Source organism: Streptomyces sp. NPDC028368 (assembly GCF_055565615.1).
Genome location: NZ_JBVHTY010000002.1, coordinates 351,009 through 366,682, shown reverse-complemented (window position 1 = coordinate 366,682; position 15,674 = coordinate 351,009). Strand labels below are relative to the sequence as shown.

The window sequence follows — 15,674 nt, the reverse complement described above, 5'->3', positions numbered from 1 at the left end:
GCGCTCACCCGGCCCGTGCCCCGGCGCCGGGCCGGCCGCCCGTCACCGGTCCGGATAACGACCGCGTCGCATCTGGGGGACTCCGCGTGCGGCGCGCGGCGGCAGGGCCGATGCTGGAGCGGTGATGGACGAGACGGAGTTCTGGGAGCTCATCGACGCCTCCCGCGAGGCCGCCGGGGGCGACCCCGAGGAGCAGGCCGACGCCCTGGTCGAGCGGCTGCTCGGGCTGGACCCGGACGCCGTCACGGACTTCGCCCGCCACTTCGAGTCCCGCTACAACCGGGCCTACGCCTGGGAGCTGTGGGCCGCGGCCGCGGTGATGCTGGACGGCGCCAGCGACGACGCCTTCGACTACTTCCGCTGCTGGCTGATCGGCCAGGGCCGGGAGGTCTTCGAGGGTGCGCTGCACGACCCGGACCAGCTCGCCGAGCTGCTGGACGATTTCGACGAGGAGGTGGACGGCGACGCGGAGGAGCTGGGGTATGCGGCCGACGAGGCGTACGAGCGGCTGACCGGCATCGTGATGCCCGACCTCGGCCTGCCCGCGCCGCCCCGCGAACCGCTCGGCTCGTACCTCGACTTCGACGATGACGAGACCCTGGCGGAGCGCTTCCCCCGGCTCTGGGACCGCTTCAGGCCATAGGAGGCCGGTCCGGGAAACGCCGTTGCGCCCGCGCCCCGGCCGGCTGCCGCCCGTAGCGCGCCCCGGCGGGCAGTATGTGCCCATGCGGATCGCGATCACCGGCTCGACCGGTCTCATCGGCACGGAACTCGTTCGCTCGCTGCGGGCGGACGGACACGACGTCGTCCGGCTCGTGCGGCGCCCGCCCGCGGCCGCCGACGAGGTGCGCTGGGATCCCCGTCGCCAGGAGGTCGATACGGCCGGGCTCGCGGGCTGCGAGGCGATGGTCCATCTCGCGGGCGCGGGCGTCGGCGACCACCGCTGGACGGCGGCGTACAAGCGCGAGATCCGCGACAGCCGGGTCCAGGGCACCGAGGCCATCGCCACCGCCCTCGCCTCGATGGACACCCCGCCGAAGGTCTTCGTCTGCGGCAGCGCGATCGGCTACTACGGCGACACCGGCGACCGGCGTACGGACGAGACCGGGGCGCCCGGCAGGGGTTTCCTGCCGGATGTCTGCGTTGCCTGGGAGGACGCCGCCACACCCGCCCGGGAGGCGGGCATCCGTACGGTCTTCGCCCGCACCGGACTGGTCGTGGCGCGTACGGGCGGCGCCTGGGGGCAGCTCTTCCCGGTCTTCCGGCTGGGCCTGGGCGGCCGGCTCGGCGACGGCAGCCAGTACTGGAGCTTCATCTCCCTGCACGACCACATCGCGGCGCTGCGCCACCTCATCGACACCGACGGCCTCGGCGGCCCGGTCAACCTCACCGCCCCGGAACCCGTCACCAACCGGGAAGCAACAGCGGTCATGGGCAAGTACCTGAACCGCCCCACGCTCTTCACGGTCCCCGCGCCCGTCCTGCGTATCGCCCTGGGTGAGTTCGCCGGCGACGTACTGTCCAGCCAGCGCATCATCCCCCAGCGCCTCCTGGATTCCGGCTTCACCTTCACCCACCCCCGCATCATGGACGCCGTACGAGCCGCGTAACCACAACGAACCCCGGTCCCGCCGCCGGGCGGGCCCGGAAAGCAGCACAAGCACGGCGGCCCACGCAACATCGTGGGATGCGGCGTCACGGGCGCAACGACGTGAGAAGCGGCGCTACGGGCGCAACGACGCGCCCCCCGGTGCCCCTGTCGCGGCCCCGGCCCCCCTCCCTACCGTCCTCGCACAGACCACTCGGCATCCCTGCGGCGGTACTGGGCATGACAACCACGCGCCATCGCTGGGTCCGACCTCGGGAGGGGCACGTGCTGCGCACCGCATCGACCGTGGACGTCGTCATCGTGGGAGCCGGTCCGGCCGGTCTCGCGGCGGCCCGTCATCTGACCGGCGCCGGAGTGTCGGTCAGCGTGCTGGAGGCCGCGCCGGAGATCGGTGGCCGGGCCGCCACCGAGGAACTGGACGGCTTCCGGCTGGACCACAGCGGCCGCCCGCTGGCGGTCTCCATCGCCGAGCTGCGCCGCACGCCCGGCCTCGGGGCGCTGGCGCTGCGGCCGTTCGCGCCCGGCCTGTGCCTCCACAACGGCCGGCGGGCGCAGCGCATCAGCTCGCCCCGGAGCACAAGGGGCGCACTGAGCGCGGCGCGCGCCCTCGCGCGCGCCGACCGCCGTACGGATCGCCGCGCCGACCGCCGTACGGACCGCGGCGAGGACCGTACCGCCCCGTCAGCTCCCGCCGACCGACCGGTGATTGACACCCTGGCAGGCCGCCCCGGCTTCCCGGCGCGCCCCCAGGACGCGTTCCTGCGGCCGCTGCTCGCCGCGCTGCTGTGCGACCCCCATCTGCGCGGTTCCAGCCGCGGCGCCGCGCGGGTCCTGCGGGACTTCGCCGAGGGCCGGCTGTGCCTGCCGGCCGGCGGCGCCCGCGCAGTCCCCGAACTCCTCGCCGCCGCTCTGCCCCCGGGCACGGTCCGTACATCCGTCCGCGCCACCTCCGTCTCGGCCAACGGCGTCAGCACCGCCGCGCACGGGCCCATTCCCTGCCGTGCGGTCCTGGTGGCGACCGGTGCGCGCGATGCGGCCGAACTGCTGCCGGGCCTGCGGGTGCCCGGCTTCCACCCGATGACCGTGCTGCACCACACGACGGGCACCGCCCCGGGCCCGCGCAACGGCCTCGCCCCCTCCCGCGACACGGCGCTGATCCTCCCGACCGACGGCCCGGTGGCCCACACCTACGCCGCCGGGGCCATCGACCCGTCCCGTACGCCGCCGGGCCACTCCCTGATCACCACGACCGTGCTCGGCGCCGCCGCCTCGCTGCCGTTGTCCGTGCTGGACAAGACCGTCCGCCCCCAGCTGGAGAAGCTCTACGGCGCGGCGACCGACGACTGGCGGCTGCTGAGTGCCCATCACGACCCGTACGCGGTTCCCGCGATGCCCGCGCCGCACGATCCGCAGCGGCCGGTGCGGGTGCTGGCGGGGCTGTATGTGTGCGGCGACCACCGGGACACCGGCACCCTCCAGGGGGCGCTGCACTCGGGCCGCCGGGCCGCCCGCGCCCTGCTGCGGGACTTCGGCCTGCCGGCCCTCGTCGAGCCCCGCACGCTGCGCCCGGTGGCCTGAGCCGCGCCGCCGGGCGGCGTCTCACCGCCCGGCGGCGTCACCCCAGCGCGGCCACCCGGTCGCGGTACCCGCGCACCGCCGCCGCATCGCGGTACGGCTCCAGACGGCGCTCGAAGTCCCGGACGTACTCATGGGCGCGTACGGACCGCATCTCGGACGCCTGCAGCGCCGCCTCCGCGCCGAGCGTGCAGGCCTGTTCCAGCTCGCCCAGGCCCAGCCGGGCGGTCGCCAGCACCACCCGGCAGAACAGCCGGCTGCGGGCGAAGCCGGCCGCCCGCAGCTGGAGCGAGCGCTCGGCGTGCTGGGAGGCCGCGCGGTACTGCTGGAGATCTCGGTGGCAGTGCGCCAGCTCGTCGGCCAGCTGGGCCTCGTCGAAGAACCGCGCCCAGTACGGGGTCTCGTCACCGGGCCGGGCGGCCTCCAGCGCCCGCTCCGCCCGGGACAGCGCGGCTGTACAGGCCCGGACCTCGCCCATCAGGCCGTGCCCGCGCGCCTCCGCGGAGTGCATCAGCGCCTGGACGGCCGGCGGCGCGCTGCTGCCGACGCCCTGCTGGGCGACCCGTGCCAGCTGGACGGCCTCCCTGCCGTGGCCCAGATAGACCGCCTGCCGGCTCATCGTCACCAGGACGTAGGACCCGTACGCCCGGTCGCCGGCCGCCTGGGCCAGCCGCAGCGCCTGGACGAAGTACCGCTGGGCCAGGCCGTGCGCGGCGATGTCGTACGACGTCCAGCCGGCCAGCCGGGTCAGATCGGCGGCGGCCGCGAACAGCCGGCGGCCGGTGGCCTCGCCGTAGGTGCCGCGCAGCATCGGTTCGGCCTCGTGTTCCAGATAGCGCACGAGGGCCTGCCGGGCGTGGCCGCCGCCGTAGGCGTGGTCCAGCGCCCGGAACAGTTCGCCGACCGAGCGCAGCGCCGCGATGTCGCCGGAGGTGACCCGGGCGCCCGGGGTGCGGTCCACGCGGTCGGTACGGCGCTGGCGCGGCACGGCCGGCCGGGCGCCCTGGAGCGGCACCCGGCCGCTTCCGTCGGCGCCGGTCTCGCCGCGGGCGACCCGTTCGTCGGCGCGGCCGATCAGCCAGTCCCGGCTGGGCACCACGAGCCCGGCCGGGGTGAAGGCGATCTTGCGGAGTTCGGCATGGCTGCCGGAGTCCTTGCGCCACAGGCCGCTGACGATGTCCACCGCCTCGGTGGGGCTCGCGGCGAATTCGAGCCCGGCGTACACCGGCGCGCAGGCGTCCAGGCCGAGATCCTGGGCCGAGAGCCGGCGCCCCAGCCGGCGGGTGAACACCTCCGCGATCAGCGCGGGGGTGGTGCCTCTGGGCTGCTGGCCGCGCAGCCAGCGCGTCACCGAAGTCTTGTCGTAGCGCAGGTCGAGGCCGTGCTCGATGCCGAGCTGATCGACCCGTCTGGCCAGCCCTGCGTTGGAGAACCCGGCCTCGGCGATGAGCGCGGCGAGTTGGCGGTTGGGCGTGTGTTGCGGGGGTCGTTCCGTCATCAGCTTTACCGGTCTCCTGCCTTCCGGGCCTGGCCGCCGGGCTCGGCTCACCCTGTCCGGCACGCTCCTCGCCCTTGTGGGACGGCGTGAATGTAACGGTCTGCGGAGCCTTTCTGACCGTCTGTGACCCGCGTTCATCCGATCGTGTGAGCAGGGAACCTCCGGTCCGGAGCGCCGGGCGTCCGTGGGCCGGAACCGGCCGCCTGCAGCGCGCGAGGCGGCCGGTCGTACAGTGGCAGGGGCGCGAAACAGCTCTCCGGTTGCCGCACAGTGCAACGGGAGACAGAAGTGCGAAGAGGAGCTGCCGTGACTGCGATCTCTCGGGGGGAGACCCCCGCACCCGAGGGGCTGCGCTTTGTGCATCTGGGCTTCGGTGCGGACGCCGTGGACTACGAGAGGGCGTGGCAGGAGCAGCGCCGGGTGCACGCCGCCCGGTTCGCCGACGAAGTGCCCGACACCTGCCTGCTGCTGGAGCACCCGCCCGTATACACCGCCGGGCGGCGCACGTCCGACGACGAGCGCCCTTTGGACGGCACCCCGGTCATCGACGTGGACCGTGGCGGCAAGATCACCTGGCACGGCCCCGGCCAGCTGGTCGGCTACCCCATCCAGAAACTGCCGCGCCCGGTGGACGTCGTCGCCCATGTCCGCCGCATCGAGGACGCCCTGATCCGGGTCTGCGCCGAGTTCGGCGTGGAGGGCACCCGCGTCGAGGGCCGCAGCGGTGTGTGGGTGCTGGGCGACCCGGTCGAGGAGCGGGCGGCCCTGGGCGGCCTGAATCTGGACTTCGACCCGCGGCTGGCGGACGAGCTGTTCGACCCGCGGCTGAACGGCCCCGAGTACGCCCCCTCCAACGCCGGCCAGCGCCGCGAGGACCGCAAGCTGGCCGCGATCGGCATCCGCGTCGCCAAGGGCGTCACGATGCACGGCTTCGCGCTGAACGTGAACCCGGACAACACCTCGTTCGACAAGATCGTGCCGTGCGGCATCCGTGACGCCGGCGTCGCCTCGCTCGCCAACGAGCTGGGCCGTGAGATCACCATCGCCGAGGTGCTGCCCGTCGTGGAAAAGCATCTGCGCGACGTCCTGGAGGGCGCCGAGCTCCTGCCCCGCGCGGTCTGACCTTCCGGGCCGCGGGAATGCGACCCCGCTGTGCGGGGTTGCCCTGCACGTAACGCCATGACGTCCTGCGGTGACGCAAGGGCATGACGTAAAAACGTGCGAATTTACGGGCGTACCCTGGTGGACGCCGAAGAATCGAAGTCGTAGGGAGCCGGACGTGTCCGCTGTCGCACCCGACGGACGCAAGATGCTGCGCCTGGAGGTCCGGAACAGCCAGACCCCCATCGAGCGCAAGCCCGAGTGGATCAAGACCCGGGCGAAAATGGGTCCCGAGTACAACCACCTGCAGAGCCTGGTCAAGAGCGAGGGGCTGCACACGGTCTGCCAGGAGGCGGGCTGTCCCAACATCTATGAGTGCTGGGAGGACCGCGAGGCGACGTTCCTCATCGGTGGTGACCAGTGCACCCGCCGCTGCGACTTCTGCCAGATCGACACCGGCAAGCCGCAGGAGCTGGACCGCGACGAGCCCCGCCGGGTCGCCGAGTCCGTCCAGACGATGGGCCTGAAGTACGCCACGATCACCGGCGTCGCGCGCGACGACCTGGAGGACGGCGGCGCCTGGCTGTACGCCGAGACCGTGCGGCAGATCCACGCGGCGATGCCGGAGACCGGCGTCGAGCTGCTCATCCCGGACTTCAACGCGGTCCCCGAGCAGCTGGCCGAGGTCTTCTCCTCGCGCCCCGAGGTCCTGGCCCACAACGTCGAGACCGTCCCGCGGATCTTCAAGCGCATCCGCCCCGGCTTCCGCTACGAGCGGTCGCTGGAGGTCATCACCAAGGCCCGCGAGGCCGGTCTGGTGACCAAGTCCAACCTGATCCTGGGCATGGGCGAGGAGCGCGAGGAGATCAGCCAGGCGCTGCAGGACCTGTACGACGCGGGCTGTGAGCTGATCACGATCACTCAGTACCTGCGCCCCTCCGTGCGGCACCACCCCATCGAGCGCTGGGTCAAGCCCGCCGAGTTCGTGGAGCTCAAGGAGGAGGCCGACGAGATCGGCTACGCGGGCGTCATGTCCGGCCCGCTGGTCCGCTCCTCCTACCGCGCCGGCCGCCTTTACCAGCAGGCGATCGAGCGGCGCGAGGTCGAGGCGTCCAGTCAGGCGGTTTGATCCGCCCGGCGTGCCGTCTTGTGAATCGTGGCACATGCTGATGGAACGCGGCCCGCACTCCCCCAGGCCGGGGGCGTGCGGGCCGCGTCAACGTTTCATCGGTGTTTGACCAGCAGGTCATCCGTTGGTAACACCGTTCCGTGACGATGGATGCACGCACCGCTCCCGCAGCCATCGCTCCTCCGACCTCCCCGAGGGAGTCCACAAAATGCAGGCCGCGCCGCTCCGCGCCACCGCCCGTCCTCTTCCGTCCGTCGCCGGTGCCCTGCGTGCCGTCGAGGCCGTTTTGATGCGTGGCGGGCAGCGCACCGCCCGCCGCAACGCGTGGACATCGGTCCTGGAGGACCGCCGCCGCGCCAACGACCGACGCGAGGCTCAGTTCGTACTGGAGGCCGCGGCGACCCGACGGCCGCAGGCCACGTAAACTTCGCTGTATGGCGAGGAAGGCAAACTCAGACGGCGCTGCCGGCGCTGAGAACTCCGGGCGACTGAAGCAGATCGCCCAGACCTACAAGATGACCCGTCGGGTCGACTCCAAGGTCGGTCTTGTCGTCGCTGGCGTAGGCATCGTCGTATTCGGCGTTCTCCTTGCCATCGGCTTCGCGATCGGCCACCCCATCTACGCGGGCATTCTGGGCTTCGTACTGGCCTTCCTCGCGATGGCGATCGTCTTCGGACGGCGCGCCGAGCGGGCTGCCTTCGGGCAGATGGAAGGCCAGCCGGGAGCCGCGGCGGCCGTGCTGGACAACGTCGGCCGCGGCTGGACGACCACCCCCGCGGTGGCGATGAACCGCAGCCAGGACGTGGTGCACCGCGCCGTCGGCAAGGCCGGCATCGTGCTGGTGGGCGAGGGCAACCCGAACCGTCTGCGCGGTCTGCTGGCCGCCGAGAAGAAGCGGATGGCACGCACCGTCGCCGACGCCCCGGTTCACGACATCGTCGTGGGCGACGGCGAAGGCCAGGTCCCCCTGAAGAAGCTCCGTACGACACTCCTGAAGCTGCCGCGCGTCCTGCCCGGCCCCCAGGTGACGGCCGTCAACGACCGCCTGCGCGCGCTCGGCGACCTGATGAGCAACATGCCGGTGCCCAAGGGCCCGATGCCCAAGGGCATGCGGATGCCGAAGGGCGGCGGCAAGGGACGCTGAGCCCGACCGATCACGACGAACGCCCCGGGGCCGTCGGCTCCGGGGCGTTCGGTGTTCCGGCGTCCGGTGCTCTTCGGGCGGGTCTCGTTCGCTGTCTGCGAGCCGCTGTCTGTGAGCGGGGCTGCGGGCGGCTTCCCGGCGGCCTGTATACGAGGGCCGGGCGGCGCCGCGCCGACGAGGACGCGGGCCGGCGGGTCGGGCGCGGAGCCCGTACCGCCCGGCTACCGCCCCGACGTGGAACACACGGGCGGAGCCATTACCACCCCAACATCAGATCCGCACCTGCACGGAACGGGCGAGCCGGTCGTGCAGCCCCCGGCCGTCCCGGTCCCAGACCACCGCCGGAATGACGACCACCAGCAGGACCGTACGCAGCAGCACCCGCGGCAGCGAGATCCGCCCGCCGCCTTCCGCGATCACCCGCAGGCCCAGCAGCCGCTTGCCCGGCGTGAAGCCGACCGTGCCGACCGTCAGCAGGCTGAGCACCGCGAAGACCGCCAGCGCCCAGTTGCTCGCCGACTGCGCCCGGCCGCCGCTGAGCAGCCCGTACGCGATGAGCAGGCACAGCGCCCAGTCGATGAAGAGCGCGGCGAGGCGGCGCCCGAACCGCGCGATCGAGCCCGGCCCCTCCTGGGGCAGTCCGAGCCGCTCGCCGCGGTATCCGAACTCGACACCCATGTCCTCGGCCATCGCGCGAGGCCCGGAGATCCACGATCCGATTGCTTGCCTGTTGTCCACCCGACCACGGTACTGCGACCGGATACGTTCCTTTCGCGGAGGTCCGCCACGGGCGGGACGGCCGGTGCCGCGGGCGCCGGGCGGGGGCGTCCCGCAATCCGCCTCATTGGCGCACACTGGGGGGCAAAGGCGACCGCGCGGCGGTTAACCTCGGCGAAACAAATGGGTCATGCTTGGGAAATCCCGCCTGCCTAAGGTCGGGCGAGCGCGCCACCGCACATGGACGCGCTCCGAGTAGCAACCCCGGCAACCCCGCGTCCGCCGACCGGTGACCGGGCTAGGAGGAGTGGGATGTTCCAGAACGCCGACGAGGCCAAGAAGTTCATCGCGGACGAGGACGTCAAATTCGTCGACGTACGGTTCTGCGACCTGCCTGGTGTGATGCAGCACTTCACCATCCCGGCGACGGCCTTCGACCCGACCGAGGAGCTGGCCTTCGACGGCTCCTCGATCCGTGGCTTCCAGGCCATCCACGAGTCCGACATGGCCCTGCGCGCCGACCTGTCGACGGCTCGCGTGGACCCGTTCCGCCGCGACAAGACCGTCAACATCAACTTCTTCATCCACGACCCGATCACCGGCGAGCAGTACAGCCGTGACCCGCGCAACATCGCCAAGAAGGCCGAGGCCTACCTCGCCTCCACCGGCATCGCGGACACCGCGTACTTCGGTCCGGAGGCGGAGTTCTACGTCTTCGACAACGTCCGCTTCGAGACGTCGGCGAACCAGTCGTTTTACCACATCGACTCCGAGGCCGGCGCCTGGAACACCGGGTCGACGGAGAACAACCGCGGCTACAAGGTGCGCTACAAGGGCGGCTACTTCCCGGCCCCGCCGGTCGACCACTTCGCCGACCTGCGCGCCGAGATCTCCCTCGAGCTGGACGCGGCCGGCCTGCAGGTCGAGCGCCAGCACCACGAGGTCGGCACGGCCGGCCAGGCGGAGATCAACTACAAGTTCAACACCCTGCTCGCCGCCGCCGACGACCTGATGCTGTTCAAGTACATCGTCAAGAACGTCGCCTGGCGCAACGGCAAGACCGCGACCTTCATGCCCAAGCCGATCTTCGGTGACAACGGCTCCGGCATGCACGTCCACCAGTCCCTGTGGCAGGGCGGCACCCCCCTCTTCTACGACGAGCAGGGCTACGCGGGCCTCTCGGACACCGCCCGCTACTACATCGGCGGCATCCTCAAGCACGCCCCCTCGCTGCTCGCCTTCACCAACCCGACGGTGAACTCCTACCACCGCCTGGTCCCCGGCTTCGAGGCCCCGGTCAACATGGTCTACTCGCAGCGCAACCGCTCCGCGGCCATGCGCATCCCGATCACGGGCTCCAACCCGAAGGCCAAGCGCGTCGAGTTCCGCGCCCCGGACCCGTCCTCGAACCCGTACCTGGCCTTCTCCGCCCTCCTCCTGGCGGGCCTGGACGGCGTCAAGAACAAGATCGAGCCGGCCGAGCCGATCGACAAGGACCTCTACGAGCTCGCCCCCGAGGAGCACGCGGGCGTCCCCCAGGTCCCCACGTCCCTCCCGGCCGTCCTCGACGCCCTCGAGGACGACAACGAGTACCTCCAGCAGGGCGGCGTCTTCACCTCCGACCTGATCGAGACCTGGATCGACTACAAGCGCACGAACGAGATCGCCCCGATCCAGCTGCGGCCGCACCCGCACGAGTTCGAGCTGTACTTCGACATCTAAGAACCGGCGCCCGGCGACCTGGGCGCAAGTCTGGAAAACCAGCTGTGACCTGCGGAAACTCTTCTCGTGAGTTCTCGTGGGTCACAGCTGTTTTCCGCCCCCTTGTGCACCGCGTGTGCACCGCCTGGCCAGTTTCCTGACTTGATGTCAGAAACGATACGAGGGCCGCCACCCCATATCCGGGGTAGCGGCCCTCGTGGCTTGGCCAGCCTCCTGTGGCGACACCCACCGCCTGGCCCTGGTTCGGGCGACACCCATCGTTGGTCCTACGCGCAGGCCAGAACCTCCCGTACGCCGTCGGTGACGCCCGGCAGATCGCCGGCGAGGGCGGCCCACTGGTGCAGGTCGTGTTCGGTCAGGATGACCGGCCCGGTCTCGGAGACGGTGACGGCGAAGTTGAACTGGCGGGTGGTGGTGCCGCGGCTGTTCTCGTAGTCGAAGTGCCCGAGGTAGCGGTCCACGGAGGCGACGGTCAGGCCGGTCTCCTCCCGCGTCTCGCGGCGGGCCGCGTCCAGGATGCTTTCTCCGGCGTCCACATGACCGGAGGGGATCTCCCACAGGCCGCCCATGTAGTCGTCCGGCTTGCGGCGGACCAGGAGGACGAGGTCGGCGTCGGTGACTACGGCCGCGGCCACGAAGGTGGTGATGCCTTCGGCTTCGGCCTCCTCTGCCAAGGTTCGGGCGAGGTCGGGGGTCACGGTCACAGGAGCTCCTTGTGGTGTTCGCTGGCCTTCCTGGCCGCGCTGACGTACTGCTCGGCCAGTTTCAGATCCTGTTCACGGTGCCAGACGGGCAGCTTGATCGTGTGCGTGTGCGCCTTCTCAGCGACGGGGAAGTCACCCTCCCGGTATCGGCTGCGGATGTTCGGGTAGCCGGGGAAGAGAGGGGAGGGATGCTGGTAGAGCGGGAGTTGGTTCAGGGGGCGGGTGGAGCCGGGCCGGTCGAACTCGGTCGCGCCCTCCGCGACGAGGGCCGCGTGGAAGCGTTCAAGGGGCAGGCCGCCGAGTTGGTCGGGCCGGTAGGTGGCCGTCAACGCGTACCAGGATGACTTCACTCCCTCCGGCATCGGGCTCACCTCCAGCCCGGGTATCTGCCCGAGCTCTCGGATCAGGTAGGCGGCGATCTCCTCGCGGCCGGCGAGGTAGGCATCCAGGCGGGAGAGCTGGTCGTGGGCGAGGGCGGCGGCCAGGGGGTGGATGCGGAGCTTGAGCCCGGCCCCGGTGACCGCGTACCGCGCGAGCGGATGGCCTTCCGGAATCTCGTTCCTGGCCCGCTTGTTGTAGTGCGCGAACGTGAGCACGCGGTAGTAGGTGTCATCGTCGTCGGTGAGGACGAAGCCGCCCTCACCCCCGGACAGGGGCTTGGGACCGTTGAGGGAGAAGGCACCGGCCAGGCCGAACGTGCCGACCTTCTGGCCACCGTGGCTGGCCCCGTGAGCGTGTGAGCCGTCCTCCAGCAGGACCAGGTCGCGGTCCCTGGCCAGCGTGGTGAGGTCGGTCATCTCGGCGGGCTTGCCCCACAGGTGCGTGACCGTGATCGCACGGGTTCGAGGGGTGATCAGCTCGGCCACCCGGCCGGGGTCGATGTTGCCGTCCGGGAGCGTCTCGCAGAGGACCGGGACCGCGCCGAGCTGGAACAGGGGTGAGGCGGTGGCGTGGAAGGTCAAGGCAGGGACGATCACCTCGTTGCCGGGCTTGATGCGGGCGGCCCAGTAGGCGGCGTGCAGGGCGGCGGTGCCGGAGCTGGTGGTGATCGCGTGCCGCACGTCGAAGTAGTCCTGGAGGGCGTCTTCCAGGTCCGCGACGATCCCGGACCGGCCGGGGACGGAGACGGCCGAATCCAGCTGGGAGACGACCTTCAGGCGGGTGATGTCGTCGATCGGTGGCCAGGTGAAGTGGGGGTTGGCCTCGGTCACGGCCGGGATGCCGCCGAGGAGGGCGAGCGGGCTGGTCACAGCATCTCCTTCGGGTCGATATAGCGGCCTGCGGTCTTGGACCGGTAGCAGGACGCGATGAACGCGGCGTGGGAGAGGTGCTGGTCGGGGCCGGAGACGTTGGGCCGTTCTCCGTCCAGGACCCGGCAGAAGTAGTCGATCTGTGCGGTGGCGACGCTGGGGGCGTGCGGTCGGGTCAGCTCCTCCACCACCGTTCCGTCCAGGGCGAGCCGCTGCACCGCTCCCTTCGTCAGCACCACCGAGCCGGCCGTCCCCACGACCCGCATGAACTCCGTCTTCGGCGCCATCCACCGCGACAGGACCAGCGATCCGTACAAGCCGGAGTCGTAGCCGAGTTGGACGACGGCGGTGTCCTCCGCGTCGTAACCGCCTTCGGGCAGGGCCGTGGTGGAGAACTCCGCGATGACCCTGCTGGGCAGACCGAAGTACCACAGGAGCAGGTCGATCAGGTGGTAGCCCATGTCGAGAATGCAGCCGCCACCGGCCTGCTTGAGGTTCCCGCGCCAGCCGGCGCCGGGGTTGGGCGTGTGGAACGAGTAGTGCCCGCCGACGAGAAACGGGGTGCCGATCTGGTCCAGCATCCCGGCCACGCTGCTGTAGATCGGGTTGAACCGGCGCTGGAGCGTCACCATCAGTTCCACGCGGCCCTCGTGGCAGATCCCGGCCAGCTCACGGGCCTCCTCGAAAGAGGTGGCGAACGGCTTCTCCTTGAGGACATGGACGCCCCGGGCGGCGCACTCCTCGGTCACCGCGCGCCCGGCATGATGCGGGACGGCGACGATCACGAAGTCCGGGGCGGTCTCGTCCAGTAGGTCACCGGCCCGGCTGAACCCGGGCACTCCAAGGGTGTCCGCTCGCTGGTGCAAGATGTCCGGGTTGTTGTCGCACACCGCGACGAGTTCGGCCCGGCTGGAGCCGAGCAGGCCGGGCAGGTGATCCTCGGCGGCCTGGTGGCCAAGGCCGATGATCGCAGCACGTCGTTTCATGCGCGTTCTCCTTCCGCTTCACGGAGGAATGTGTCGGTGACGACGAGTACAGCGCCAACTCCGGCGCAGGTCCTAGGTGTTAGCTGTAGTCCCGGGGTTGTCCCGTCCATACGCGCAGTAGCCTGACCGTCACCGTCGATGATGGGATTGCTCCCGTGGACGACCCGATCAGGCATCCCCTCGCCTACGCCCGCCTCTTACGCGGCTGGTCCCAGAACGACCTTGTCGCGCGCCTGCACCGCGCTGCCGCGATGCGGCCCGAGGGTCTCCGCTCCGGCACCGACAAGGCGGCCGTCAGCAAGTGGGAGAACGGCCGCAAAACGCCGAACATCGAATCCCAGCTCCTGATCGCGGACGCCTTCGACGTGCCGATCTCCGACCTGGAGCGGTACTCCTGGCCCCACTGGCTCCCGGGCCGGGACGACCCGGCGCCGCTCGGGGCGGCGTACACCGTCCAAGCACTTCGAGATGCACAAAGGGCCGCGATGAACCGCGAACGTCGTACCTTCCTGACCTACAGCGCACTCGCCCTGGCCGGGCTGGCCTCCCAGTGGGCCGCGCTGGAACCCGACCGCCTGACAACCGCGCTCGGCGGGCGCCGCGTCGATAACGAACTGGTGGACTGGCTGGAGGACACCAGCACCAAGCTGACCGCCCTGCCGACCGAGCAACGCCAGCACACCATCAAGCTGATGGACGCCCACCTCACCACTGTGACCGACCTTCTCGAAGGCGCCCGGTACAGCGAGGCCACCGGCCGCCGCCTGCATCACCTGGCGGCCTCCCTCTCCAGCACCTGCGGCTGGTACCGCTTCGATCAGGGTCAGCACTACGCGGCCGGCAAACTGTGGAACGCCGCTCTCACCAACGCGCACACTGCCCGGGACCGGGATCTCGGGGCCGGGGTCCTGTCCGACTTCGCCTACCAGTCGATCTGGCTCGGCCATCCCGGGTCCGCCGTGGAACCCTTGAGCCAGGCCCTGATCCATACGTCCCACCCCACCGCCCGCTCGCTGCTGCACCTGCGCAGGGCCCGAGCCCACGCCGCCCTGGGGGCCGCCGCCGACTGCCACCGCGACCTCGCCGCCGCTGAGACCGCCCTGCTGACCGACGCGGCCGACCCCGCCCCCGGCTGGTGCCGATGGATGAGCACAGCGGATCTGGCCGTGGACTCCGGCCAGTGTCTCCTCGACCTCGGCCGTACCGACGAGGCCCGCGCCCGCATTGACGAGGGCCTGACCCTGCTTCCACGGGCCCGGGACAAGACGCGCGGGGTCTTCCGCACCTACGAAGCCCGAAGCCTCGTCCAGGCCCGCGAGGTCGAACAAGCCCTCGTCGTCAGCACCGAATCACTCGACCTCGCCACCCGCATCGGCGCCGACCGCTGCGTCACCCTGGTCCGCGAACTCGCCCCCGCTTTCAAGCCCTACCAACAGGTGGACGGCGTACCCGAGTTCCTCGAACGACTCCGGACCGCCTGAGAGACCGCCCTGGCGGCCACCTCCCAGGTGGGCTGTTCTCCATCCCCGCTGCGATCAGCCCCCGGTCGCTGCCTCCACGTCCGGTGCCCCCTGGTGCCGGGCTTCCCCGCCCCTCCCGGGCGGGGTATGGCAGATCACGCATCACCGGGGCACGCTGCTCTTCGCACCGCCGAAGGGCGGCACCAAGGACGACCCTAAGGACCGGTATGTCCCTCTCGACGGGGATCTGGCGACGCTCTTGCGCGATCACATGCGGGAGTTTCCGCCGGTCGAAGTCATGCTCCCGTGGCTGGAGAAGGGTGGCGAGGTCGTCACCGTCCGCCTGATGTTCACCACGCGCGAGCGCAAGGCACTCAACAAGAACTACTTCAACTACCTCTGGAAGGCGGCCCTTGAGGCCACCCGCGTCATCGCGGCGGTGCACGACAAGCCCATTGGCAAGGGCCGCAAGTGGGAGGAGTGCCGCGACAAGATGATGCACTCCCTACGGCACCTGTTCGCTTCCGAGGCGATCAACGAGGGCGTCGACGTCTATAGCCTTGCCGATCTGCTCGGGCACGAGGATCCCGCCCTCACGCTGCGCCGCTATGTGCACCGAGTGACGGGCGCGGTCGAGGAGGCCCGGAAGGCGATCGGCAAGCGATATCGAGCCGCTGCATAGCGCTCTTCTCCGTCTGATTCCGTTCCTCGGCAAGGCGGTTGGGTAAAAGTAGCCCCCTCTGGCCGGACATGCCGCGCGGACGGTGACGACGGCGGC

15 protein-coding genes are annotated in these 15,674 nt (G+C 70.9%); 10 read left to right on the top strand and 5 right to left on the bottom strand.

Annotated features, from left to right (window positions below):
* Positions 1-124: 124 nt before the first annotated feature.
* From ACZ4S3_RS05150 to ACZ4S3_RS05140, 3 genes are all read left to right on the top strand, one after another.
* Complete coding sequence (locus tag ACZ4S3_RS05150) at positions 125-643, top strand: DUF4240 domain-containing protein (protein ID WP_467925878.1); 519 nt, start codon at positions 125-127, stop codon at positions 641-643.
* Between the two features lie 82 nt (positions 644-725).
* Positions 726-1,610: a TIGR01777 family oxidoreductase gene (locus ACZ4S3_RS05145; protein ID WP_467925874.1), complete on the top strand. Its 885-nt coding sequence runs from the start codon at positions 726-728 to the stop codon at positions 1,608-1,610.
* A 263-nt stretch (positions 1,611-1,873) separates the two neighbouring features.
* Positions 1,874-3,187, top strand: coding sequence for an FAD-dependent oxidoreductase (locus tag ACZ4S3_RS05140; protein WP_467925870.1), 1,314 nt, complete (start codon positions 1,874-1,876; stop codon positions 3,185-3,187).
* 37 nt (positions 3,188-3,224) lie between these two features.
* Here ACZ4S3_RS05140 and ACZ4S3_RS05135 read toward each other — a convergent pair whose 3' ends face one another.
* A complete protein-coding gene (locus ACZ4S3_RS05135; protein ID WP_467925868.1) occupies positions 3,225-4,682 on the bottom strand; it encodes a regulator in 1,458 nt (485 codons plus the stop codon).
* 306 nt (positions 4,683-4,988) lie between these two features.
* On the opposite strand from ACZ4S3_RS05135, the gene lipB reads away from it, so the two are divergent.
* The 4 genes from lipB to ACZ4S3_RS05115 all read left to right on the top strand — a co-directional run bounded on the left by lipB (position 4,989) and on the right by ACZ4S3_RS05115 (position 8,057).
* Positions 4,989-5,804, top strand: coding sequence for a lipoyl(octanoyl) transferase LipB (gene lipB, locus ACZ4S3_RS05130; protein WP_467925866.1), 816 nt, complete (start codon positions 4,989-4,991; stop codon positions 5,802-5,804).
* A gap of 157 nt (positions 5,805-5,961) precedes the next feature.
* Positions 5,962-6,912, top strand: a complete 951-nt coding sequence (gene lipA, locus ACZ4S3_RS05125; protein WP_467925862.1) for a lipoyl synthase — start codon at positions 5,962-5,964, stop codon at positions 6,910-6,912.
* Positions 6,913-7,120: 208 nt separating this feature from the next.
* Positions 7,121-7,336 carry an SCO2195 family GlnR-regulated protein gene (locus ACZ4S3_RS05120; RefSeq protein WP_467925858.1) on the top strand — a complete coding sequence of 72 codons (216 nt, stop codon included), beginning with the start codon at positions 7,121-7,123 and terminating at the stop codon, positions 7,334-7,336.
* 10 nt (positions 7,337-7,346) lie between these two features.
* A complete protein-coding gene (locus ACZ4S3_RS05115) occupies positions 7,347-8,057 on the top strand; it encodes a DUF4191 domain-containing protein (protein ID WP_467925855.1) in 711 nt (236 codons plus the stop codon).
* A gap of 270 nt (positions 8,058-8,327) precedes the next feature.
* Here ACZ4S3_RS05115 and ACZ4S3_RS05110 read toward each other — a convergent pair whose 3' ends face one another.
* Entirely contained in the window at positions 8,328-8,795 is a 468-nt protein-coding gene (locus tag ACZ4S3_RS05110) for an RDD family protein (RefSeq protein WP_467925851.1), read from the bottom strand.
* 291 nt (positions 8,796-9,086) lie between these two features.
* On the opposite strand from ACZ4S3_RS05110, the gene glnA reads away from it, so the two are divergent.
* Positions 9,087-10,496: a type I glutamate--ammonia ligase gene (gene glnA, locus ACZ4S3_RS05105; RefSeq protein WP_467925848.1), complete on the top strand. Its 1,410-nt coding sequence runs from the start codon at positions 9,087-9,089 to the stop codon at positions 10,494-10,496.
* Positions 10,497-10,762: 266 nt separating this feature from the next.
* On the opposite strand, the gene ACZ4S3_RS05100 is transcribed toward glnA, so the two are convergent.
* The 3 genes from ACZ4S3_RS05100 to ACZ4S3_RS05090 are packed head-to-tail and all read right to left on the bottom strand — an operon-like array spanning position 10,763 to position 13,436.
* Entirely contained in the window at positions 10,763-11,200 is a 438-nt protein-coding gene (locus ACZ4S3_RS05100) for an NUDIX hydrolase (RefSeq protein WP_467925845.1), read from the bottom strand.
* Positions 11,197-12,450, bottom strand: a complete 1,254-nt coding sequence (locus tag ACZ4S3_RS05095) for a DegT/DnrJ/EryC1/StrS family aminotransferase (RefSeq protein ID WP_467925843.1) — start codon at positions 12,448-12,450, stop codon at positions 11,197-11,199. Before ACZ4S3_RS05095 ends, ACZ4S3_RS05100 begins: the two co-directional genes overlap by 4 nt.
* On the bottom strand, positions 12,447-13,436 hold the full coding sequence (locus tag ACZ4S3_RS05090) for a Gfo/Idh/MocA family protein (protein WP_467925838.1): 990 nt from the start codon (positions 13,434-13,436) through the stop codon (positions 12,447-12,449). Before ACZ4S3_RS05090 ends, ACZ4S3_RS05095 begins: the two co-directional genes overlap by 4 nt.
* A 155-nt stretch (positions 13,437-13,591) precedes the next feature.
* Between ACZ4S3_RS05090 and ACZ4S3_RS05085 the strand changes: the two genes are divergently transcribed.
* Together ACZ4S3_RS05085 and ACZ4S3_RS05080 are read left to right on the top strand one after the other, a co-directional pair.
* Positions 13,592-14,917 (top strand): helix-turn-helix transcriptional regulator, encoded by a 1,326-nt coding sequence (locus tag ACZ4S3_RS05085; RefSeq protein ID WP_467925836.1) that lies wholly within the window; start codon positions 13,592-13,594, stop codon positions 14,915-14,917.
* A 250-nt stretch (positions 14,918-15,167) separates the two neighbouring features.
* Positions 15,168-15,578, top strand: a complete 411-nt coding sequence (locus ACZ4S3_RS05080) for a tyrosine-type recombinase/integrase (RefSeq protein ID WP_467925833.1) — start codon at positions 15,168-15,170, stop codon at positions 15,576-15,578.
* Positions 15,579-15,674 lie beyond the last annotated feature (96 nt).